This is a genomic window from Shewanella inventionis (assembly GCF_014641855.1).
Classification (GTDB): Bacteria; Pseudomonadota; Gammaproteobacteria; order Enterobacterales; family Shewanellaceae; genus Shewanella; species Shewanella inventionis.
The window spans coordinates 921-24,181 of the sequence record NZ_BMII01000012.1 but is presented as its reverse complement, the minus strand read 5'-3'; the positions used below and the strand labels follow the sequence as shown (position 1 = coordinate 24,181).

At 41.9% G+C, this 23,261-nt stretch carries 16 protein-coding genes and 1 tRNA gene; 8 read left to right on the top strand and 9 right to left on the bottom strand.

The genetic code is table 11. From position 1 onward, the window contains the following. Positions 1 to 14: 14 nt before the first annotated feature. The 6 genes from IEW93_RS08280 to IEW93_RS08255 all read right to left on the bottom strand — a co-directional run bounded on the left by IEW93_RS08280 (position 15) and on the right by IEW93_RS08255 (position 9,907). Positions 15 to 2,264 (bottom strand): PAS domain-containing protein, encoded by a 2,250-nt coding sequence (locus tag IEW93_RS08280; RefSeq protein ID WP_188738834.1) that lies wholly within the window; start codon positions 2,262 to 2,264, stop codon positions 15 to 17. 81 nt (positions 2,265 to 2,345) lie between these two features. Continuing rightward, positions 2,346 to 2,963 carry a TatD family nuclease-associated radical SAM protein gene (locus tag IEW93_RS08275; protein WP_188738831.1) on the bottom strand — a complete coding sequence of 206 codons (618 nt, stop codon included), beginning with the start codon at positions 2,961 to 2,963 and terminating at the stop codon, positions 2,346 to 2,348. 140 nt (positions 2,964 to 3,103) lie between these two features. After that, positions 3,104 to 6,256, bottom strand: coding sequence for an efflux RND transporter permease subunit (locus IEW93_RS08270; RefSeq protein ID WP_188738828.1), 3,153 nt, complete (start codon positions 6,254 to 6,256; stop codon positions 3,104 to 3,106). Between the two features lies 1 nt (position 6,257). Next, the gene (locus IEW93_RS08265) at positions 6,258 to 7,472 is read right to left on the bottom strand and encodes an efflux RND transporter periplasmic adaptor subunit (protein WP_188738827.1); all 1,215 of its coding nucleotides are present in this window, start codon (positions 7,470 to 7,472) and stop codon (positions 6,258 to 6,260) included. 408 nt (positions 7,473 to 7,880) lie between these two features. Continuing rightward, positions 7,881 to 9,101, bottom strand: coding sequence for an ATP-dependent RNA helicase SrmB (gene srmB, locus IEW93_RS08260; protein WP_188738824.1), 1,221 nt, complete (start codon positions 9,099 to 9,101; stop codon positions 7,881 to 7,883). Positions 9,102 to 9,154: 53 nt separating this feature from the next. Further along, positions 9,155 to 9,907 carry a tRNA1(Val) (adenine(37)-N6)-methyltransferase gene (locus IEW93_RS08255; protein ID WP_188738822.1) on the bottom strand — a complete coding sequence of 251 codons (753 nt, stop codon included), beginning with the start codon at positions 9,905 to 9,907 and terminating at the stop codon, positions 9,155 to 9,157. A gap of 479 nt (positions 9,908 to 10,386) precedes the next feature. On the opposite strand from IEW93_RS08255, the gene brnQ reads away from it, so the two are divergent. From brnQ to recJ, 4 genes are all read left to right on the top strand, one after another. Continuing rightward, entirely contained in the window at positions 10,387 to 11,712 is a 1,326-nt protein-coding gene (brnQ, locus tag IEW93_RS08250) for a branched-chain amino acid transport system II carrier protein (RefSeq protein WP_188738820.1), read from the top strand. Positions 11,713 to 11,861: 149 nt separating this feature from the next. After that, on the top strand, positions 11,862 to 12,767 hold the full coding sequence (xerD, locus tag IEW93_RS08245; protein WP_188738818.1) for a site-specific tyrosine recombinase XerD: 906 nt from the start codon (positions 11,862 to 11,864) through the stop codon (positions 12,765 to 12,767). Between the two features lie 132 nt (positions 12,768 to 12,899). After that, positions 12,900 to 13,628, top strand: coding sequence for a bifunctional protein-disulfide isomerase/oxidoreductase DsbC (gene dsbC / locus IEW93_RS08240; protein ID WP_188738816.1), 729 nt, complete (start codon positions 12,900 to 12,902; stop codon positions 13,626 to 13,628). Between the two features lie 176 nt (positions 13,629 to 13,804). Then, entirely contained in the window at positions 13,805 to 15,529 is a 1,725-nt protein-coding gene (gene recJ / locus IEW93_RS08235; protein ID WP_188738813.1) for a single-stranded-DNA-specific exonuclease RecJ, read from the top strand. A 277-nt stretch (positions 15,530 to 15,806) separates the two neighbouring features. Here the strand turns inward: recJ and IEW93_RS08230 are convergent. Together IEW93_RS08230 and IEW93_RS08225 are read right to left on the bottom strand one after the other, a co-directional pair. Beyond that, a tRNA-Phe gene (locus IEW93_RS08230) sits at positions 15,807 to 15,882 on the bottom strand. Positions 15,883 to 16,092: 210 nt separating this feature from the next. After that, positions 16,093 to 16,854 carry an outer membrane protein assembly factor BamD gene (locus IEW93_RS08225; RefSeq protein WP_188738811.1) on the bottom strand — a complete coding sequence of 254 codons (762 nt, stop codon included), beginning with the start codon at positions 16,852 to 16,854 and terminating at the stop codon, positions 16,093 to 16,095. A gap of 123 nt (positions 16,855 to 16,977) precedes the next feature. On the opposite strand from IEW93_RS08225, the gene rluD reads away from it, so the two are divergent. The 3 genes from rluD (at position 16,978) to clpB (ending at position 21,418) form a co-directional block, all read left to right on the top strand. After that, positions 16,978 to 17,952 carry a 23S rRNA pseudouridine(1911/1915/1917) synthase RluD gene (gene rluD / locus IEW93_RS08220; protein ID WP_188738810.1) on the top strand — a complete coding sequence of 325 codons (975 nt, stop codon included), beginning with the start codon at positions 16,978 to 16,980 and terminating at the stop codon, positions 17,950 to 17,952. Next, positions 17,952 to 18,692: a peptidoglycan editing factor PgeF gene (gene pgeF / locus IEW93_RS08215; protein WP_188738808.1), complete on the top strand. Its 741-nt coding sequence runs from the start codon at positions 17,952 to 17,954 to the stop codon at positions 18,690 to 18,692. Before rluD ends, pgeF begins: the two co-directional genes overlap by 1 nt. Positions 18,693 to 18,844: 152 nt before the next feature. After that, positions 18,845 to 21,418, top strand: coding sequence for an ATP-dependent chaperone ClpB (clpB, locus tag IEW93_RS08210; RefSeq protein WP_188738807.1), 2,574 nt, complete (start codon positions 18,845 to 18,847; stop codon positions 21,416 to 21,418). A 71-nt stretch (positions 21,419 to 21,489) separates the two neighbouring features. Here clpB and IEW93_RS08205 read toward each other — a convergent pair whose 3' ends face one another. Next, positions 21,490 to 21,930, bottom strand: coding sequence for a DUF4124 domain-containing protein (locus tag IEW93_RS08205; RefSeq protein ID WP_188738806.1), 441 nt, complete (start codon positions 21,928 to 21,930; stop codon positions 21,490 to 21,492). A gap of 97 nt (positions 21,931 to 22,027) precedes the next feature. Between IEW93_RS08205 and pssA the strand changes: the two genes are divergently transcribed. After that, positions 22,028 to 22,876 carry a CDP-diacylglycerol--serine O-phosphatidyltransferase gene (gene pssA, locus IEW93_RS08200; protein WP_188738805.1) on the top strand — a complete coding sequence of 283 codons (849 nt, stop codon included), beginning with the start codon at positions 22,028 to 22,030 and terminating at the stop codon, positions 22,874 to 22,876. Positions 22,877 to 23,261: the final 385 nt, after the last annotated feature.

Here is a 23,261-nt window from a genome sequence, read left to right as displayed (position 1 = left end):
ACATTAACCGGTTGTTAGTTTAAATGGTCCGTGTGGTTTATTCGTGTAAACGCTTGGCAAATATTTTGGTCAACTGACTGTTTAGCTCGCTTGAGGGCTATTTCGGCATTTGCCAAATATTGCTCAAGCGTTTGTGGTGAAACATAACCGGCAATACCAATATTAATCCCTTCTGATAAATCATTAACCTCTAAACAGTGGATAATTTTCATCGCATATTGATGTGCGCTATTTGCGTCGGTCTCCGGCAATAATATAACTAACTTACCAACTTGCCATTGGGATATTTGATAGTTTAGTGGTAGTTCGATTAACAATTGTAATTCTATGTCTTTTTGACGTTTTTCTAATTGGCTCATGTTGCCCATATGGCTAAAAATCGCATTAGGATTAATGTCCATAACCATTAAACTGGACTGCATTTTAGTTTGTTCACTTAATTGGTTAAAGTGGTTTTCTAGCTCATTAATGCGCAGCACAATTGCACTTCGATGACCAAACACATTGCTGTGATTGTTGAGTGCAATGGTTGGGAGGGTTTCTTCAAAAGTGCAAATGAGAAATTCAATCTCCCCGTCGTAAGCGAGCTGACCTGCTAACGTGGTTTTTAGGCAATGGCTGTATCGGCTCTGGGTAAATGGCATGATTTGCGCTGTCCATTCTCCTTGCAAACTTATTTGAGCACATATGTTTTGCCATTGGTTTTTAAGTTCATCACCTAATAATTCAGTGATAGCAATGTCAGTTTCACCATTTAACGACATTAAATGATCAAATTTACTGTTGCACTTGATTAATTTGCCACTGGCATCTGTTAGTGCTGTGGCGACCGCGCTGTCGCTGAGTAATTGATACAAATAAGCCTGACGCTGGCTGTCATAGAGTATGGTGATGTCTTCTAATGTGACTAGCCAATAATGTTCTTTGCTGTAAGGGCACACTTCACTGCGAATATGAGTCTGTAATGTAATGTTGTGATCATTTTCAATGTTGATTTCACCACGCCATTGTTGATGGTGAGTTAATGCTTCTTCGATTTGCTTAAAGCGCTCGTTATCGAGTTGCAATACTCGCTGAACGCTACGATCAATCAGGTTATCTATTGGTAATGCAAGTGCTTTTGACGCATTGAGATTGGCACTGTTAATCCGCCCTTTGTCATTAACAATTAGGCAGCTCATTTCACTGTTAAATAGCCCATGACTGAGCTGTAAACTGTTATGTTTTGCTCGGCGTTCAAGCACAAATAAATGGCGTAATACAATTAACGCGGTAGCTAACAAGGCTAAGAGCACGCCGGCAATGAGAATGACCATTCGCCATTCAAGATAACGCTCAGCAATATCATTATGGCGAATATAAGACAGTAAAAAGTACTCTCTTTTGGTTTCGTATTGGTTGGTTAATTCCACTTTTAAATAAACAAAAGTCGCATCGGTACTATAAAACTGACCATAGTTATTCATGGCCATGTCTTTCCAAAGTTCAGGATAGGTTTGCTTTAAACTTGAGCCTAAATTGTCTGGCATATTGGTCAATGGCTCAGGTTGGTTGGCGCCTGCGTACAAAAAGCCTTGAGTGTCGAGTAGAAGCAATGGTGAGTTTTGGTTAAAGAAAGCGGGTTTAATGGATTCAAGTAATTTGGTGATTGAATTGTAAGTGACTAAGTAGCCTTTAATACTCTGATCAGGGTTTTCTATCCATGAGAGTTGATAAAAATAAGGTTCAAGTATGCCGTCAATTGGGGTGAAAGACATTGGCGATGTATAGATATCGTTTCCTCCCATGTTGCGAGCTGAGCCCATTAATGTTGCGGGTATTTGCATATTATCGAAACTGTTGGTAGTTGAAAAGCGCAGTTTTCCTTGCGGATCAAATAAAGATAATCCAAGCAGTTCAGGAATGTTTTGAGTTAAAGAATCCCAGCTTTCGGCCACTTTTTGTTGTTGAGGTTTTGAGGGGTGTTGCAAGTATTGGCGTAATAATTCTGCTTTAGCGAATGTTTGAGTTCTAAACTGCAAAAAAGCGGCTTTGTCTGATGCCAGTGACGCCACGGTTTGTAATTCGCTGTAGCGCTGATCTGCCCAGTCTTCTTGCAAGCGACGCTCACCTAAGTAAATCACCATATGAGTGGCGATAAAAATGGTAATTAATAATATAAGCACTTGGCTTAACAGCGATAAAATATGTTGTTGAGACCAACGTGCTGCTTGCGATGAGATTAATAACGAGTTGGGAGAACTCACTGCTTTACGTTTAGACATTGTGCCACTTTTTTAGCATTCACTTAATGGCAATACTAGCATGAAGCACACATTGGCAAAACGTCTAGAGGGGATAATTGTTTAGCCAATTTTATCTAATTCACGTTGCTTAAATTGACAACCATTTTTTTCGGCAATGACCATGCAGCGTGCGATGTCGACATCGGCTAAACCGTTAATTGCACTCACTTGTACCTCTTTGATAAATTGCGGTGCTTGGTGGATAAATTCAAGCAGTGCTTCATAAGAGTGTGCAAGCTTTGGGCGGCAATGGCGCTGGTAGCCCTCTGGCGTGTCGGCATTGAGCGAAATCGATAAGCTGTCTATACATTGGCTAAGTTGTGGCAAAATATTACGCCGATGAAACAGATTACCTAACCCATCAGTGTTTAAGCGAACTCGTCCTCCTTGTGCTTTGATAGCATGAGCAACTTGTAAGAGACAGTCTAAATTAAGAGTTGGCTCGCCAAAGCCACAAAATACATATTCTTCTACCTCTTTTACATCACCAAGTAACGGAATGATATCCATCGCCGTAATGGATTTATTGAGTGACAAATCGTAGTCGTGCACTTGTTTCGAGCCATTATGTTTAGGGCAAAACTGGCACCTCAAGGTGCATCTTGCAGTGATATTAAGATAACGATGTTTGCCGATATCATAAACTAATGTTGGCGACGTAGAACTTATTTCTGTCATCGGTAAAGTGGTGTTGTTGGATGAATAAAGGCTATTTTAGTCCAATGGGCTAACTAAGGATGTTGCGCCGCTCGCAGAACAGCATAAAAAAACAGAGCTTATTCAGCTCTGTTTGTCGGTGGTAAACATGCCCTAGTTAACTAGCTCTGTTTGTCAGTACTCAATGTGTTTTCAACTGTTTTTGGCTGCCACCACCATATAAACAAGCGCTTTAGTGTGCGTTTGATATCATCGAGAATGATATACAAAATCGGCACTAAAATTAATGTCACTAAGGTTGAGAACAAGATACCAAAAGCCAATGAGGTTGCCATAGGGATGACAATTTTAGCTTGTAAGCTTTTTTCCATAATAATAGGGACTAAGCCGACAAAAGTGGTGAGTGACGTTAAAATAATGGCTCTAAAGCGATAACAACCAGAGTCAATTGCCGATTGCAAAAGAGACTTACCTTCTTCACGTGCGCGGTTAACAAAGTCGACTAAAATCAACGAGTCGTTTACCACTACCCCCGCCAACGCCACGATGCCGCACAAGCTCAATACACTCATAGATAAACCAAGAATGTAGTGGCCAAATAAGGCGCCAATCATGCCAAATGGAATGACTGACATAATGATCAGGGGTTGTGTGTAAGATTTTAATGGGATCGCCATCAAGGCATAAATAGTAAACATGGCAAAGAAAAAGCCTTGGGCCAAGCCTATCATTGCATTTTGCTCGTCTAAGCTGCCGCCATCTAAAGCTGAAGCCACTTTAGGAAACCTTGCTGTTAATTCAGGTAAAAACTCGTCCTGAATTTCGGCAACAATCTTTGAGGGTTCCACATTGTTTTTATTCACATTGGCTGAAATGGTAATGGCTCTGCGGCCATCTACCCGGGTAATAGATGCATAAGATTCACCTAACTCGATATCTGCAACGGTTGAGAATGGTACCGCAGCGCCTGATGGTGTTCGGATAAGCATATTTTCAAGATCGCCCACCGTCCGACGTTGCTCAAGTGGATAACGAACCATGACTTTCACTTCTTCTTTGTTGCGCAAAATACGCTGAGCCTCATAGCCATAGAAACCATAACGCACTTGGCGGGCTAAATCAGACAAGCTGAGGCCCTGAGCTTGTGCTTCTGGGCGTATCTTTAAACGTATCTCGTTTGAGCCTGATGAGAAGTTGTCAGTAATGTCGTACACACCTTCGTAGGTGGCAAGTTTTGTTTTAAGTGCTTTCGATGCTTCTGATAATTGATCTAGGTCGGTAGCGGTTAGTCTAAACGACAAATCCCCGCCGGCATCGTTGGTACTGGCATTGATGTTTAGTTTTTTGACTGACAATAATTCTGGTATTTGTGCTCGCCATTGCTCGGCAATTTCAACACCGTCTAGGTCCCGATCTTCGCCTTTGATCAATTCTGTAAACACAAATGCACTACTACGGGAGCTAAGTTCAATGTAGCTGTGTTTTACCATTGGGTAACCATATTGCTCTTCAAGTTTTTCGTTCATTTGATATAACGCATCTTCAACTTGCTGGAGCACATGTAAGGTATTTTGTTCGGAGCTGCCTTCATCCATTTCTATTTGTACTTGAATAAAGTCTGATGGAATATCGGGGAAAAAAATCCAACGGACTTTTCCGCTTAGTACAAGGGCGACCGATAATATGAGCACCCCAATAAACAAAGCGACCACGCTGTAGCGTTGTTTTATACAACGCTCTAAAAAGTGGCGATAAGTGTGGTGAATAAAGTGCTGTAACCATTCATTGATGGCCAATTTTATCCGTGAAAATATGTTAGTAGGCTGGCTGCGTTTGGTGATTTTCATCTTGGCCAAATGCGCGGGTAAAATCAGTTTTGATTCTACTAACGAAAATGCAAGACACAAAATGACCACCATACCGATGGATTTCCAAATGATCCCCATGGGACCAGAAACCATGATCATTGGAATAAATGCGGCAATGGTTGTAAGCACGCCAAATGTGGCTGGCATGGCTACTCTGTGCACGCCTTTAATGACATTGTTTAACGAGTGGCCATTTTCTTCAAGCTCGGTATATGCGCTTTCGCCTATGACAATGGCATCGTCGACCACTATCCCCAGTACCAAAATAAAGGCAAACAGGGTCAGCATGTTGATTGACATATTAAACGGTTCAAGTGGCATTAACAGCATGGTGCCTAAAAAGCACACTGGTAACCCCATCATGACCCAAAATGCGAGCTTAAGGTCTAAAAATAAGGCCAAAATAATAAATACCAGCAGCGCACCATAAAACATGTTTGACAGCATCATGTTTAATCGACCTTGCAGGTAGTGAGTTAAGTCACCCCAGGTATCGAGTTGAATATTACTCGGTAGGGTGAGTTTACGTTTGGCCACATAGTCTTTCACTTGCGAGGCGATATCTAAGGCATTTTGATCATCAATACTGGCGATCTCAATCACTGCTGCGGGTTTGCCGTTAAAGCGGGTGTACTCTAAGCGCTCTTCAAAATCATCATTTATGGTTGCCACTTGAGGCAGCATGATACGGCTACCATCAGGGCGAGTGTCGACCACAATTTGCGCAAAATCGTCAGCGGTATAGGCTTGGCCTTTAGTGCGTAATAAAATATCACCGTCTTGTGCTCTAATGGCTCCACCGGGTAAATCGATGGATGAGTTTTGTACCGCCAGAGCCACCTGGGTAAAGGTAATACCATACTCGCGTAATTTATCTTCAGACAGTTCGATACCGATTTCATAGTCACGCACGCCATTGACTTTGGCTCGTGTGACCGCGGGTAAATCTGTGATCTCATCGCGAATTGTCTTGGCCATTTCCTTCATGTTATGAAGGTTCATGTCACCATAGACAGACACCCAAATAACGCTGTTTTCAGGTTTTACTTGGTAAATATTGGGTTTTTCAATGTTGTCAGGGAAAGTGGCAATAGCGTCAATGCGCAGTTTGGCTTCATCGAGCACCTGCTGGACGTCATAGCCGTCTTCAACTTCAATGGTCACCGAGCCCACGCTGTCACTGGCAACCGAGGTGACTTTGTCAATGCCACTGATGTCTTGAATGGCTTCTTCAATTTTAATATTTATCCCTTCTTCAATTTCTTGTGGCGCAGCCCCTGGATAGGCCACATTGACATTGATTAGGTTTAATTCGAAGCTTGGAAATATTTCTTTATTAATCATGACAGCACTAAACAGGCCGCCAATGATTAAAATGATCATAAGTAGGTTAGCGGCAACGCTATTGCTGGCAAACCAGGCGATAACTCCTTTATTTGTGGTCATGTTATTCACCTGCTTTTGTCGCTGCTTGGGCGTCGGTATCAACTGGCTCGTTTGGCTTTTTAGCCTTTTCACCCAACACTTTAATAGCTTGACCAGAGTTTAAGCTGTTGACGCTGGTGATCGATACGCGCTCATTTGCTTTAAAGCTGCCTTGAATATAGATAGAACTCACGTCTGAACGGATCACATTGACTGTGCGCATTTCAATTATATTGTCGTCACTGACGACAGCGACTTGACCATTACGTACTACGTGACGAGGGAGTTTAACAACCTCATCAACTGTTTTACCGGTAATAACCGCATTAACAAAGCTGCCGTATTTTAAGGGTAATTGACCAGAGGTTTTGGTGTTACGAAGATAAGGGTCGCGAATTTCAGCCACCAGGTAAACCATGCGGGTTTGTTCATCGATGACATTTTCGCTGCGAACAATATTACCCTGCCAGGTGACTTGTTTACCTGCAAGTTGAGCGGTGAGTGTTACATTGGTGTCTGGATTATCGACCGATTCTAAATAGGCGAGGTCTTCATTTGCCAATGGTAGTCTTATTTCGGCAATACTGGTGTCGTAAAGCTCCCCAAGATTGGTACCTAAGGTAACGTATTGACCTAAGTCGACATTGCGCGCTTTGATGATGCCATCAAACGGTGCTCGAATAACGGTACGTTCTAAGTTTCGTTTGGCTCGCGCTAATGCGGCTTGGGCATATTTCACATTGGCTTGCTCTTTCTTGAGCTGCGGAATACGTAATCCAAGCTCTGGAGGAACACCGTTAGTGAACCCTTTAAATTCAATCTTGGCGACTTCGCCACGGGCTTTTTCTTCATTTAATGCAGCAGTTGCTTGTGCCAATGTCGCTTCTGCTTGGATAAGATCGGCTTCATAATCTGAGGGTTCGATAATGGCCAATTGTTCGCCTTGTTTAACGACTCCCCCAGCAACAAACTGTGGCGATATGTTAATCATGCGGCCTTGCACTTCGGTCACTAATTGCGTTTTATATTTTGGATTAACTACACCATAAGATGGCAAATTTAGTGATAAGGTTTGTGGCACGACAGTTTGAACATCAATAATGGGCACGCTGATTGGCTCATCTTTTTGCTCAGGTGCTTCTTGGCTGTTTATTAGCACTTTGGCTAAACCGGCAAATACAATAACAATTAGGAGGGGTGACAATCTTCTTAGTATGATTTTTATTTTTTTCATCATTTTTATTGCGTATCCATGCTTTTTTAATGCTAAAGACAGTTAACTACGTTGGCTAACTTGTTAATTCAGATTATTTTTATTACTCATTGCCTCTAAATTAACAGACTCTGGGGTTGATCTAAATAGATTGATGTAAATAAAATGTTTCAACTTGGCATTTTTAATGCTGAAATTATTTAATGCTGCTTTTGTGCATGTTTGTTGTCGAGGGCAAGTTTGCCTTTTGTAGATTTAGTTCTATTTATCATGTGGTTATGCAGGTGATTTTACTGGGTGTTTTTTGCGCAGATCTTTACATTTCTTGACGTTTTTAGCCGTATGACATCTAGTTAATTGTGATTTATATTGCTTTAGCGATAAAAAAAGCGAATTAATCAATAATTCGCTTTTTATGGATAAATTTTAAAATTACTTTTTCTTAAATTTCTTTGACTTTACTTTTGCGTCTTTGGCATTTGCCTTTTTCTTGCCCGGCACTTTTGCTTCTTTGTGCTTTGGACGAAGTTCTTCAATCACACGACGCTTAAGTGGCAGTTCGATGTAACGTTCAATTTTAGACACTATACGCATGTCGTGAGCTTCAACTAAAGATATTGCTGTCCCTTTTGCGCCAGCTCGTGCGGTACGACCAATGCGGTGAACGTACGCATCGGCTGAGCGGGGCATGTCAAAGTTAATTACATGAGTAATATCATCGATATCAATACCGCGAGCCGCTACGTCTGTTGCTAACAATACGTTGACTTCGCCTTTTGAAAAACGACCTAAGGCTTGAAAGCGTTTTTTCTGTTCCATATCACCACGCATAAAAGCACATGGAATATTGGCTTTAAGTAATTGCCCTTCTAAGCTGGCCACGATTTCACGGGTTTTAACAAACACGATGGCACGCTTAACGTTTTCTTGACGCAGAATGTGGCAAAGCAAAGCAAATTTGTGTGCACTGTCATCAGCAAGGTGGATCCATTGATGCACTTTGGCTTTTTCGCTTCTTGGGGATTCAACATCAATCATCACAGGATCGTTTAGCAGCTCTCTGGCAAAACGGTTTACGCCATTACCTTCTAGCGTGGCCGAAAACAACATGTTTTGCTTACGACCTTGAGCCTCAATCGCAATGGTTTGCACCACAGATGAAAAGCCCATATCGAGCATACGGTCAGCTTCATCGATGATTAAAATTTCAACTTCAGTTGCATCGAATTTATCTTTATCTAGGTATTCCATCAACCGCCCAGGAGTGGCGATAAGCAAGTCGATGTTATCTTCTAGCGCTTCTTCTTGCGGGCCGTAAGGTACACCACCGGTAATGATGGCAATATTGAAATCAAGCCCTGTGGCTAAGTGGCAGGCATAACGGTGAATTTGACTGGCAAGTTCTCGCGTTGGTGTTAAAACCAAAATACGTGCCTGACCTTCAAAGCGACGAGGAAAGTCAATTAAATGCTGTAATGCAGGCAGTAAAAAACTGGCAGTTTTACCGGTGCCAGTTGGCGCACGCGCTAAAATATCCCGCTGATCCATGGCCAATGGAATAGTTTGTTGTTGAATCGTGGTTGGGCTGTTGTGTCCCATGGCCTTGAGTGACTCTAATAAGCTAGGGTCTAGCTGGAAATCTTCAAATTGCATGCACTGGTCTCGCTGAAAAATAGTTGAGTATTATAGCTGACCTAATGAGCAGGCTAAAGCTTTAAGTAAAAAGGGCGGCATAATTCTATCATCGTCTGGCTATACTCGCCTTGTTTATTGCGAATCGCCATTTGCAGGTATTCAGTTTGGCAGAGTTTATTTTGGTGTTGCTGATCTGCGGTTAATGGTGTGTGTTGAATAACCAAAATCGAACGATTAGGCACCTTGCCCTCTACGCTGATGATTTCTAAGTGTTTTGCCACATACAATTTATGGCCGTCCAGTTGCGATATAAAGCTGGCTAAACTTTGTTGTGGCAAAATGATACTGGTATTGCCTTTAGGTGCTAACAGTTGACTTATTGCTTGCTGTAATGCTGAAAATGACAAGGTATTGGTGTGTCTGGCATCTGCTCGAGCCGCATTTTTGGCTTGAGTACCTTGCTCAAAATAAGGTGGATTACAAATAATGTGGTCAAATAAAGGCTTAGTACTGTCATTAAACTGCTGCTGAAAGTCTTGAATAGCTCCGTGAAATAACCGGACTTTTTCAGGCCAAGGGCTTTGTTCAATGTTATGTTTGCAAGCGTGGGCTGCCGCATTGTCAATTTCAACAGCAGTAATGTTAGCGTGATCAAGGCTGCGTTGTGCCGCCATTAAACTGAGTAAGCCACTGCCTGCACCAATATCTAATATATGCTCAGCTTGAGTTAATTCAGCCCAGGCCCCAAGAATAACGGCATCTGTACTTACTGCCATCCCACAAGCTGCGTCATCGATATGAAATTGTTTAAACGTAAAAGGCATAAAGTTGTTGTGATGGCAGGTTATTAAATAAGTTAGCTGAGATCATAATCGCTTTAATCAATGATGTCGTCGGTTAAATATTTTCTACGATAAATGGTTGATATTTTGTTATACAAAAATGAACTAAATATAATGACTTGGCTAATATGTACACAAGGGTTGACATAATTTAATCATAAAACGCTTTTTTTTATTTTTTTGCGGGCTAAAGCTTGTGTGGTTTGGCGTTGTTTGATATTAGTTTGGCCGATTTTAATCAGTAAAACTGAGTAAAAAGTCTAAGTTCAGCTATTTTGACAAGGATGTAGCGAATAAAACCGGGCTTTGTACTCATTTTTGTTAACGGTTAAAGCAAAATTTACAATTTACGAGTGTATTTTTAACTTTACAAAAATTGGCAGCATTCTGGTCAATAGTAGCTAATTATGCCGTAATCAATTAGGTTTGTTAAAAAACATAACAATAAAAAGAGGCGAGTAGTGCAAACAACCAAGATGAGTGTGACCGATACCGTAGGGTTAGGGTTTATGACCTTTGCGTTTTTTTTGGGCGCAGGTAACTTAATTTTTCCTCCATTTGCTGGCATGTTGGCAGGCGAGAACATGTCGTTTGCCATGCTGGGCTTTTTGATTACCGCAGTAGGTATGCCATTAATTGGCTTAATTGCCGTTGCTAAAGCAAACGGTAAAGTGATGGCGTTATTGCCCGCTTTTGCCGCCACTGCGTTGGCAATTGCAATTTACATTATTATTGGGCCAGCATTTGCGGCACCACGAACGGGGTTGGTGGCATTTGAAATTGGCGCTCGGCCGTTTATCAGTAATCCTGATGCGTTGATGATGCTTGGTGGTAAAGAGTTTAACATCGCGCAGCTTATTTACACTTTAGTGTTTTTCGCTATCGTGATGTTTTTGTCATTATTCCCAGGCAAGTTATTGGATAACGTGGGTAAGGTGCTCACGCCGGTATTAATATTATTATTAGTTGGATTAGCCAGTTCAGTCATCATTTTACCTGGGTTTGAAGTCAATCAGCCCGTTGGAGAGTACATCAATAGCCCGCTGACTAAAGGGATTATTGAAGGCTATAACACCATGGACACACTGGCATCTTTGATGTTTGGTATGTTGATTATTGATTTGCTGCGTAAGAAAGGGGTAAATGACGCTGCTGATCAAACTAAGTATTTAGTTCGTGCAGCTTTTATTGCCGCAGGTGGCCTAGCATTTGTTTATGTATCGTTATTTTATCTTGGTGCATCGGCCGGTGACTTTGCCATTGGCGCTGATAATGGTGGCCAAATTTTAACAAACTATGTAACACATCATTTTGGCAGCTTAGGTACGCTATTGTTGTCAACAGTTGTGACCTTAGCGTGTTTAACCACGGCGGTGGGCTTAGTCACTGCATGTGCTGAGTTTTTCAATGAACTTATGCCAAGTTTGTCATATAAATTGCTAGTTGTAGTACTTAGCTGCATTTGTGCCACTGTGGCGAACGTTGGTTTAGCGCAGTTAATCAGTATTAGTATTCCGGTATTGATGACCATTTACCCGGTTGCGATTGCTTTAGTGTTAGTGACATTTTTAACTGAGCGTTTTGCTCGTCCTGCTTTTTCGCATCGAGTGATTTTAAGTGTAGCGCTGTTTTTTGGTATTTTTGATGGTTTGCAAACCGCGGGTATGGACATGAGCTTTCTTGATTTTATGCCCTTACATAAAGAAGGTGTGGCGTGGTTACTACCCACAGTTGTTACTGCTATTGTGTGTTTGTTTATTCCTAAAAATAAAGCGGTTACAGCATAGTTTAAGCAAGTCACCGCTCTGCTTACGTTAAGGCTTATTTGGGTTTCAACATCAGGTTGAGTGCTCAACAGGCGCTAATTAACAGTAAAACAAACGACGTTATGATATTTTATCTAACGTCGTTTTTTATGAGTGATTGAGAATTTATTTTGACAAAACCTGCTTATCAACCCAATCCGCTAATTAACCAGTTTTTGGACGACCTTTGGTCAACAAAAGGCTTAAGTGATAATACCTTGGCTTCTTATCGAACTGACTTGCAGCATGTAGAGCGCTTTGTGTTGTCTCAAGGTGGGGAGTTACTTACGGTTAACCAAGACATGCTACGCGATTATTTAAGCATCCGTTTTGAACAACACTTTGCCAAAAGCAGTACAGCCAGGATGATGAGCAGTTTACGGCGTTTTTATGCTTATTTATTGGTAAATAAACTTGTGAGCCATGACCCCACTGCACTGATTAAATCTCCCAAATTGTCGCGCCAGTTACCCGACTCGTTGTCTGAAGCTCAAATTGACAGTTTGTTGGCTGAACCTAATAGTGACGATCCGCTAGAATGTCGCGATAAAGCTATGTTGGAACTCTTGTATGCGACGGGATTACGCGTAACCGAATTAGTGAGTTTAACAATGGAGCAAATCAGTCTGCGACAAGGGTTGGTTCGGGTGGTGGGAAAAGGCGGGAAAGAGCGATTGGTTCCGCTTGGCGAGTTGGCGGTTGCCGAAGTTGAGCGATATATGCGTTTTGCTCGTGGTGAGTTATTAAACATGAAGCAGTCAGATGTGGTGTTTCCATCACGTCGTGGGCAAATGATGACCAGGCAAACCTTTTGGCATCGTATTAAGCTTTATGCTGCAAGGGCTGGGATTACTTGTCATTTGTCCCCACATACACTGCGCCATGCTTTTGCGACTCATTTGCTCAATCATGGTGCGGATTTACGTGTGGTACAATTGTTATTGGGCCACAGTGATTTGTCTACAACGCAAATATATACCCATGTGGCTAAAGTGCGATTACAACAATTGCATAGCCAGCATCATCCCCGTGGATAGTAGTTGCGGTGAGCTTTCAAATCCTTACATTTAAGATGCTCGGTATTAGTTGCGTTACAGGAATTAAATCTGTAAGTTTTGCTTACGAAGTCGGGTCTATTCATTTTGAACCCGTGTAATTTAGGAATTATCATGAAGTTAACCAAAGCATTTGCCCTCGTTGCCAGTCTTGTTATTGCTCCTACCGTGTTTGCTGCACCAGCAACCGATGTATCAAATGAATCAGTGTTAAAACAAACTCTAAGCGATACCTTAGGGGTGAATGTCTCATTGATCCAACCTTCTCCTGTAGATGGTTTGTATCAAGTCTTTACTGATCGTGGTGTGTTATATGTGACTAAAGATGGCAGCAAGCTATTTCATGGTAATTTATATGATATGAAGCAGGGCATGAAAAACTTAACTGAAGCGGCACTTGCCGGACCTCGTTTAGCAATGCTTAAGCCTATAGAAAAAGACATGCTAGTGTACAAGGCAAAAGATGAGAAACACGTTGTGACAGTGTTTACTGACGTTGATTGTGGCTACTGTCGTAAGCTGCACAATCAAATGCAAGGTTATAACGATTTAGGCATAACAGTGCGCTACTTAGCATACCCACGAGCTGGAATACCTTCTGCAAATGCCGATGAAATGCAAGCTGTGTGGTGTGCAAAAGATCCATTAAAAGCGATGACAGAGGCCAAAAATGGTGGCAATGTTAAAGCGGCAAGCTGTGATGTTGATATTACCAAGCAGTATCAATTAGGTATGTCTTTTGGCATTAATGGTACGCCAGCACTGATACTAGAAAATGGCACCATGGTGCCAGGTTATCAATCTCCTGCAGATCTATTACGCACGATTGAATCAAATTTATAATTCATTATCGTCAATACAATATTTACAGCGTAAAATCTAAGGTGAGCTCAGGCTCACCTTTTTATTTGTACCTCAAGTCAGGTAAATTAAGTGAGCCAAACAAACCAGCTTGTTATTGGATTATCATTTGATTTTTGAGCTGAGCGAACCAATTACTGTTAGATTAAGGTTGCCTTTTGTCACACAAAATAGTCCGTCGTCCTCAGGTTGATGATTCACATTTACCTGCCACAATCCCGCCTTTTTTAAAGCAGCTTTATGCCCGTCGAGGTGTGCGTGAAAATGATTGCGAGTTAGCATTAACCCAATTATTGCGCCCAGATACCATGAAAGGCTTGTCAGAGGCCGCAGCATTAGTTGCCGACGCAATGGCAGCAGATAAGTCGATATTAATCGTTGGTGATTTTGATGCCGATGGCGCGACATCAACCAGCGTTTGTATGCTGGCATTAAAGATGATGGGCGCGAACAAGGTGGATTACTTAATCCCTAATCGCTTTGACTATGGCTATGGCCTCAGCCCTGAGATTGTTGCGGTTGCCTATTCTAAATCCGCAGATGTATTGATTACTGTCGATAATGGTATTTCATCTATTGAGGGGGTTGCTGCTGCCAAGTTGTTAGGTATGCAAGTTGTGGTCACCGACCATCATTTACCCGGCGCTACGTTGCCTAATGCTGATGTGATTGTGAATCCAAATCAGCCTGGTTGCGAGTTTGCCAGTAAATCGATTGCAGGTGTTGGCGTGGCTTTTTATTTAATGTCAGCTTTGCGGGCAGAGTTACGTAAGCGAGATTGGTATCAACAACATCACATTAGCGAACCTAACCTTGGTTCTTTATTGGATATTGTGGCGTTAGGGACAGTTGCTGATGTGGTTTCACTTGATGCCAATAATCGCATTTTAGTGAATGCGGGCTTACAGAGAGTAAGAAGTGGCCGTTGTCGAGTTGGTATTACCGCATTGTTAGAGGTGGCTAAACGAAACCCTGAGAAAATCGTTGCAGCAGATTTTGGTTTTGCCGTTGGCCCCAGGTTAAATGCTGCAGGACGTTTAGATGAAATGGCGCTAGGTGTTGAAACGCTATTGTGTGAAGACATTATGCTAGCTAGAAGAATGGCGGCCGAGCTTGACGGATTAAATCAAGAGCGTCGTGAACTTGAAACCGGCATGCAGCAAGAAGCACTTAACAGTTTACAAAAAGTGTCGCTTAACGAAGAAGATTTACCCTGGGGCATTGCTATTTTTCAAGATGATTGGCATCAAGGGGTGATTGGTATTTTGGCATCGCGGATTAAAGATCGTTATCACCGTCCAGTCATTGCATTTGCTGATGCAGGTGACGGCGAAATTAAAGGCTCTGCCCGCTCCATTAAAGGCTTGCACATGCGAGATTTACTTGAGCGCATTAATAGCCAGTATCCTGGTATGATCATTAAATTTGGTGGCCATGCTATGGCGGCTGGATTATCGCTTAACGCTAATGCTTTTGAGCAGTTTAAGCAGGCATATGATAATGCAGTACGAGACATTTTAGATTACGAGCAATTGACCGGAGAGTTAATGTCAGATGGCGAGTTGCCTCCGGAGTTGCTCTGTCTTGATACGGCGTTTATTTTGCGCAATGCTGGCCCTTGGGGGCAGTCTTTTGAAGAGCCGCTATTTGATGGTGTTTTCAATATCGTTCAGCAGCGCATTGTGGGTGAAAAGCATCTTAAATTACTGGTTGAAACGCCATGTGGTTCATTAATGTTAGATGGTATTGCATTTAATATCGATCTTGCCATTTGGCCAGATGCCACGATACAGCAAGCTAGAATTGTATATAAATTAGATGTAAATGAATTTCGTGGAAATCAAACTGTGCAGCTTATGGTGGATTACATAGAGCCGATTTAAAGCTTGTGAAGTCTTATCTTGATATGATACCAACCAGCACAAGAATGTGATCATTCTTACTGGTTAACATCGCTAATAACATTGTTAGAAATTTTGAAGGTAGAACTACTAACTTCAAAATTTCTGCCTTATTCTAAGCGATTTTTCCTAGGCAATCTCTGATCACTTATTTATACCTGATTGGTATGACTTACTGAAAGCCGAAAACAAAAAGGCCTCGCAATGCGAGGCCTTTTTGTAAATCTTTTATTAGTCGCGTTAGCCACCAATCTAAATATGGTGCCCGAACCCGGAATCGAACCAGGGACACGAGGATTTTCAATCCTCTGCTCTACCGACTGAGCTATTCGGGCGACGGACGCAATTTAAAGGGTTTTGGCCTGTTGAGTCAACTTGTTTTTACTATTTATCTTAAAATTCGATTCGTTTGAACGTATTTTGCCCGTATCGGCGTTAATTTATCCATTTTTAGCGAGATGTGTTTCGCGATTCATTTAATGGTTTCGCCGTGTTTGCAAATAAAAAACGCTCCGAAGAGCGTTTTATTCAATATTGTGTCATCACTAGTTAGTGAGTGTTTCATTATTAGGGAAGTTGGCTTTCATCACCATTTTTACATGCTGTTGTAGCTTGTCTTGGCCTAATTCGCCGTAGGCTTCAGACATAATTTCTAATGCACGCTCTGTAGCAGGTGTGCCTGGAAACTTTTCCATTACAGTTTGAGCGCGAACGGCAGCTGCACTCCAAGCATTCATTTTGATATAATACTCGGCTACCTGAATAGAATACTGTGCTAAACGGTTTTTCAAAAACTGCATACGATGTTGTGCATCGACGGCATATTTACTATCTGGGTAAGATTTAATTAAGCGATCAAAATCTTTAAATGCATCTTGTGCATTTTTAGGGTCGCGATCAGTACGATCGATATTCATTAAATCGTGAAATAAATAATTATCTGCCTGCATATTGGTTAAACCACGCATATAATGCACGTAATCAATATTTGGATGCGTTGGATTGAGGCGTAAAAAGCGATCAATGTTGGCAATTCCAGAGGCTGCATCGTCCATTTTGTAATACGCATAAATCAAGTCTAATTGAACTTGAGTTTTGTGCGGGCCAAATGGATAACGCGAGTCTAATGCTTCAAGTGAACGTACGGCTTTAGAGTAATTCCCTAATTCCATTGACGTTCTTGCTTGGGTATACAGCTGATCAGGTGATGCTTTTCTTGTGAATTCATCTTCTTCTGGACTGCTGCTACAGGCTGTTATAGCCAGTGAAAGTAATACTAGGGCGGCACCTTGGGCAAATTTATACATACTTGAATTCAATTCTTTTTAAGTTGTTGTTAAGAATTTTTCCATTTCACGGTAAAATAGAAAACATCCGATTGTAACAGATAGCACATTCACTTTGGACCCCTAAACTGGGGTACGGTTCCTATGACACAAGAGATTAATCTAAAAAGCGAGATAACAGCAACACAAACCGGTCTGAGATTAGACCAAGCACTAGCAGGTTTGTTCCCTGACTACTCGCGCACACGCATCAAGGAATGGATCCTATCTGGTGCAGTTACTGTTGACGGTATCACAGTTGATAAGCCTCGGGAAAAGGTTTTCGAGTCTCAATTGATAGAAGTTGCTGCAACACTTGAAGAAGAAGTACGTGCTAAGGCACAAAATATCGATTTAAATATTGTATACGAAGATGACCATATCATTGTTGTGAATAAGCAAGCTGGTTTGGTTGTTCATCCAGGTGCGGGTAATGCCGATGGCACGTTAATGAATGCGTTGTTGCATCATTGCCCAGATATTGAGCATGTACCAAGAGCGGGTATCGTGCACCGTTTAGATAAAGACACAACCGGGTTAATGGTTGTGGCTAAAACCGTTGAAGCGCAAACTCATTTGGTTGCAGCATTACAAGCGCGTGACATCGTGCGTGAATACGAAGCCATTGTGCTGGGTACGATGACGGCTGGTGGCACTGTTGATGAGCCGATTGAACGTCATGCTACACGACGTACGCAAATGGCGGTAATTCATGGTGGTCGCCCATCAGTAACGCACTATCGTGTGGCTGAAAAGTTCCGTGCTCATACGCGTTTACGTTTACGCCTAGAAACCGGCCGTACTCACCAAATTCGTGTACACATGGCGCATATTGGTCATGTGTTGGTTGGCGATCCTGTTTATGGTGGCCGCCCAAGACCGCCAAAAAATGCTAGCCCAGAGTTTTTTGAATTACTCAAAGGCTTTAACCGTCAGGCATTACACGCAGTTCGTTTAGAGCTAGCGCATCCATTTACATGCGAAATCATGACTTGGCATGCGCCAATTCCTGATGACATGGTTGAACTGACCAAAGCGTTACGCGTTGATACTCAATTAAACCCTATTGAGTATTTGTAATGTTCCAGCACGATTGGCCCTTACCTGACAATGTCGCAATAGCGATGACTGATCGTCATGGTGGTATGAGTTTACCGCCATTTGACAGTTTAAATTTAGGGTTACATGTTGGTGATAATCAACAGCATGTTTTGGCTAATCGTGCTTCTTTACGCCAGCGGTTATCTTTACCTGCAGAGCCATTGTGGCTCGAGCAAGTGCATGGTGTAGATGTAGTGAATATGGCGCATCTAAAACCGCATGAGCCAACCTTTGATTTACCTATTAAAGCCGACGCAAGTTATAGCAATAAAGCCGGTGATGTTTGTGCTGTAATGACTGCAGACTGTTTGCCTGTGTTGTTATGCAATCAACAAGGTACTGAAGTTGCAGCAGCACATGCTGGCTGGCGTGGGTTGTGTGCGGGTGTTATTGAACAAACAGTTGCACTATTTAACACGCCTCCTAATGAGCTGATGGCGTATTTAGGCCCAGCGATTGGGCCACAGGCTTTTGAAGTTGGTGCAGAAGTACGCGATGCTTTTATGCAAAAACACCCTCAAGCCGCGCAATATTTTATGCCTCATAATAACAAGTACCTTGCCGATTTACCGGGTATTGCGATGCTTCGTTTGTCGCACCTTGGTGTAACACAAGTATTTAATGCAAACGTGTGTACCTTTACCAATCCTGATTATTTTTCTTACCGTCGCGATCATCACACTGGTCGAATGGCGTCGCTTATTTGGTTAAAATCTTAACTGATTTGTAAAGTTCAAAAAACGAACGATTTTTTGATCTAGATTAAGTTTTAAGCTTGAAATCATATTTATTGCCCCCATCTTTAAGATAACAAATTATTCATTTCTGAATTAATTACCCTTTACATAAGTATCAGATCCTAGGAGGTTATATGAGACTCGATCGTATGACTAATAAGTTTCAAATTGCCATTTCTGATGCCCAATCATTAGCCTTGGGGCGCGATCATCAATTTATCGAACCCATTCACTTAATGATGGCGCTATTAAATCAAGATTCTGGCTCTATTCATCCATTATTAACTCAAGCAGGCATTCGCGTTAGCGCGCTTCGCTCTGCAGTGACTCAAGAGTTAGAGCGTTTACCACAAGTCGATGGTACCGGTGGCGATGTTCAATTGTCTCAGGGATTAATCCGTCTACTGAATTTATGCGACAAGCTCGCCCAAAAACGTAAAGACAAATACATTTCGTCTGAATTGTTTGTGCTTGCCGCTCTAGAAAACAACGATGCACTGTCAAAAGCGTTAAAAGAGTCGGGTGCTAGCAAAGAACTCATGGAAAAAACCATTGAGGACATGCGTGGTGGTCAAAAAGTTGATGATCCAAATGCTGAAGATCAGCGCCAGGCGTTGAAAAAATTTACCGTCGATTTAACCGAACGTGCAGAGCAAGGCAAACTGGATCCCGTGATTGGTCGTGACGATGAAATTCGCCGCACCATTCAAGTTTTGCAACGTCGCAGTAAAAACAACCCGGTATTAATTGGTGAGCCAGGTGTCGGTAAAACGGCCATTGTTGAAGGACTTGCTCAACGTATCATTAATGGCGAGGTGCCAGAGGGCATTAAAAACAAGCGAGTGTTATCACTCGACATGGGCTCGCTAATCGCCGGCGCCAAATATCGCGGTGAGTTTGAAGAACGTTTAAAAGCAGTATTAAACGAATTGTCGCAAGAAGAAGGGCAGGTCATCTTGTTTATTGATGAGCTGCACACCATGGTGGGTGCTGGTAAAGGTGAAGGCGCCATGGATGCTGGCAACATGTTAAAACCTGCTTTAGCCCGTGGTGACTTACATTGTGTTGGCGCCACAACGTTGGATGAATATCGTCAATACATTGAAAAAGACGCAGCACTTGAGCGCCGCTTCCAAAAAGTGATTGTTGATGAGCCCAGTGTAGAAGACACCATCGCTATTTTACGTGGGTTAAAAGAGCGCTATGAGTTGCATCATCATGTTGAAATTACCGATCCTGCCATTGTTGCCGCAGCAACCATGTCACATCGTTATATTTCAGACAGAAAGTTACCCGATAAAGCTATCGACTTAATTGATGAAGCGGCATCGAGTATTCGTATGCAAATAGACTCTAAGCCAGAGGCGTTAGACAAATTAGAGCGTCGTGCTATTCAGTTAAAGCTTGAAGAGCAAGCGCTCAGTAAAGAAACCGATGACGCCAGCCGTAAACGTTTAGACTTTTTACAACAAGAGTTGAAAGAAGTAGAAAGTCACGCAGCAGAGCTCAATGAAATTTGGCATACCGAAAAAGCCGCTCTTGCAGGTACGCAGCATATTAAAGCAGACCTTGAGCAAGCTCGCCTCGATTTAGAAGTGGCAAGACGTGCAGGCGATTTAACTCGCATGTCTGAGTTACAGTATGGTCGTATTCCCGAGCTTGAAAAGCAGCTCGATTTAGCGTCACAAGCTGAAATGCAAGATATGACCTTATTACGTAATAAGGTTACTGATATCGAAATTGCAGAAGTGTTGTCAAAAGCAACAGGCATTCCCGTTTCAAAAATGCTTGAAGGTGAGCGCGAAAAACTCTTGCACATGGAAGATGCATTACACGAGCGGGTTATTGGACAACATGAAGCCGTTGATGCAGTGTCGAATGCCATTCGTCGTAGCCGTGCAGGTCTTGCAGATCCACAGCGCCCGATTGGTTCATTTTTATTCCTTGGGCCAACGGGTGTCGGTAAAACAGAGCTCTGTAAATCACTGGCTAAGTTTTTGTTTGATACCGAATCGGCATTGGTGCGTATCGATATGTCCGAGTTTATGGAAAAACATACCGTGTCACGCTTAGTCGGCGCACCTCCCGGGTATGTCGGGTATGAAGAAGGCGGCTATCTAACAGAAGCGGTTCGTCGTAAACCTTACTCGGTTATTTTGCTCGATGAGGTCGAAAAAGCGCACCCAGATGTGTTTAACATTTTACTGCAAGTGCTAGATGACGGCAGGTTAACCGATGGTCAAGGCCGTACGGTTGATTTTAAAAACACCGTTATCATCATGACATCTAACTTAGGTTCAGATCGTATCCAAGAAAGCTTTGGTCGTGCTAGTTATGATGAAATGAAGCAAAGCGTGATGGAGGTGGTGATGCAAAACTTCCGTCCAGAGTTTTTAAACCGTGTGGATGAATCTGTGGTGTTCCATCCTTTGGATGCCGAGAACATTAAACATATCGCCAGTATTCAACTTGAACTATTGCGTAAACGCTTGGTAGAAAAAGAGTTTGATATTCAGTTAACTGATGCGGCGTTATCGCTAATCGCCGAAGCCGGGTTTGATCCTGTTTATGGTGCGCGGCCATTAAAACGTGCCTTACAGCAAGAGGTTGAAAATCCATTGGCGCAAAAACTCCTTCGTGGACAATTACTGCCAGGTAAAATGATTAATGTCGATGTCGTCGATGGCCAATTGACGTTTGAACAATAACAAACACTAACAACACAAAAGGGAGCTAGTGCTCCCTTTTTTATTTATGCCTAACAGGGTAAATATTTCGTTTATTTACAAAACAATTTAACCCGCTCATTATTTTCTGCGATAGCAGCTTGGCGTTGCTCTTCTGTCATCTTCGTCGTTTCGCCAGTTTGTTTATTTTGCTGACTAAGACTTGTATGGGTATTAAGTACATTCAAACTGTGTTTTGCACTGTCGCAAATTTCTTTAGCCTGTTGCTTATCTTTTTCGTTAATCATTTTAGCTGACTTGGCTAGTTCAGATTCTTCAGGCTTTTGCGCTGTTTTTCTCTGCGGTGTATTTGTCCCGATTTTTGCCGGTTCCATATCTTCAGTATAAATCTTTTTTGCATCAACATCTTTAGGTGGTTGTTGGCTGTAATGTACAACACCTGATTTATCAACCCACGTATAAATAGTTGCCGCTGATAACACACTACTAAATACGATGATGACTAAACTAATAACTAAACGAAAAATGTTCATGTGAGTTCCCAAAGCTAAATGACGCTATGCTTGATTATTCCAAAATATGCTATCTTGAATATAAATCCAACATCTAAAACAATATTGTTTAAAGTGTATGCAAAATTCATCAAATCAAACAGTAAAAAATAAAGGTATTTACCTATTACCTAACTTATTTACCACGGCAGGGCTCTTTTCTGGGTTTTATGCCGTGATTTCATCTATGAATGGTCACTTTGAATCAGCCGCAATAGCAATCTTTATTGCGATGATTTGTGATGGACTAGACGGAAGAGTCGCAAGGCTCACTAATACCCAAAGTGACTTTGGTGCCGAATACGACAGCATGGCAGACATGGTGTCGTTTGGAATGGCTCCAGCGATACTCGTTTACAATTGGGCTTTACAAGATTTAGGTAAAATAGGTTGGCTCGCAGCGTTTATCTATTGCGCATCTGCTGCATTGAGATTGGCTCGCTTCAACACGCAAGTTGGTGTTGCAGATAAACGTTTTTTCCAAGGGCTTGCAAGTCCAGCCGCTGCAGCGTTAATTGCTGGTAGTATTTGGAGTGGTAGCAAGTACGAAATCGACCCTACTGATATTAGTTATCTCGCAGCACTAATAACAGCGGTAAGCGGCTTATTAATGGTGAGCAACTTTAGATATCACTCTTTTAAAGAAGTAGACTGGCGAGGTAAAGTAAACTTTATCGTTATGTTGTTACTCGTTGGGGTGTTTGTTGTTGTTTCAGTGGAGCCCGCAATCATTTTATGTTTAGGGTTTTACCTATACGCATTGTCTGGGCCATTTATCACTATCAAGACCATTAAAAAGTTAAAGGTTGAGCATATTGTGGGGGATGAATCAGTTGATGCTGATAAAGCAGAACTCCAGCAAGACACTGTAACCCCTCTTGGTGAAGACAAAACCCAAGCCAGTCCACCAAAAGATAATCATCAATAGTATCGCGCAGCAAATACCTGTTGGGTTGTATAAGCAGCACTATTTATTCGATGGTGCTTTTTTGTAAATTTCGACTTTGCGATCCCAAAAACGGTTTATGTACTATAGTTAACATCTGTTTAAAATCGTTTATCTACTAGAGTTAACGTCTGTATAAAACCAGTTGAAGTCTGTCAGAAATTAGCTTACGTATGTATAGGACTAAAGCTTTTAATCTAGATTGCTAAAACATCGTTACTATACATATAAGACTACAGTACATATAAGACTACAGTACATATAAGACTACAGTACATATAAGACTACAGTACATATAAGACTACAGTACATATAAGACTACAGTACATATAAGACTACAGTACATATAAGACTACAGTACATATAA

Excerpts from the sequence above, each read along its gene's own strand:
- IEW93_RS08280 (WP_188738834.1), bottom strand. The coding sequence starts at position 2,264 with ATGTCTAAACGTAAAGCAGTGAGTTCTCCCAACTCGTTATTAATCTCA.
- IEW93_RS08275 (WP_188738831.1), bottom strand. The coding sequence starts at position 2,963 with ATGACAGAAATAAGTTCTACGTCGCCAACATTAGTTTATGATATCGGC.
- IEW93_RS08270 (WP_188738828.1), bottom strand. The coding sequence starts at position 6,256 with ATGACCACAAATAAAGGAGTTATCGCCTGGTTTGCCAGCAATAGCGTT.
- IEW93_RS08265 (WP_188738827.1), bottom strand. The coding sequence starts at position 7,472 with ATGATGAAAAAAATAAAAATCATACTAAGAAGATTGTCACCCCTCCTA.
- srmB (WP_188738824.1), bottom strand. The coding sequence starts at position 9,101 with ATGCAATTTGAAGATTTCCAGCTAGACCCTAGCTTATTAGAGTCACTC.
- IEW93_RS08255 (WP_188738822.1), bottom strand. The coding sequence starts at position 9,907 with ATGCCTTTTACGTTTAAACAATTTCATATCGATGACGCAGCTTGTGGG.
- dsbC (WP_188738816.1), top strand. The coding sequence starts at position 12,900 with ATGAAGTTAACCAAAGCATTTGCCCTCGTTGCCAGTCTTGTTATTGCT.
- IEW93_RS08225 (WP_188738811.1), bottom strand. The coding sequence starts at position 16,854 with ATGTATAAATTTGCCCAAGGTGCCGCCCTAGTATTACTTTCACTGGCT.
- rluD (WP_188738810.1), top strand. The coding sequence starts at position 16,978 with ATGACACAAGAGATTAATCTAAAAAGCGAGATAACAGCAACACAAACC.
- pgeF (WP_188738808.1), top strand. The coding sequence starts at position 17,952 with ATGTTCCAGCACGATTGGCCCTTACCTGACAATGTCGCAATAGCGATG.
- clpB (WP_188738807.1), top strand. The coding sequence starts at position 18,845 with ATGAGACTCGATCGTATGACTAATAAGTTTCAAATTGCCATTTCTGAT.
- IEW93_RS08205 (WP_188738806.1), bottom strand. The coding sequence starts at position 21,930 with ATGAACATTTTTCGTTTAGTTATTAGTTTAGTCATCATCGTATTTAGT.
- pssA (WP_188738805.1), top strand. The coding sequence starts at position 22,028 with ATGCAAAATTCATCAAATCAAACAGTAAAAAATAAAGGTATTTACCTA.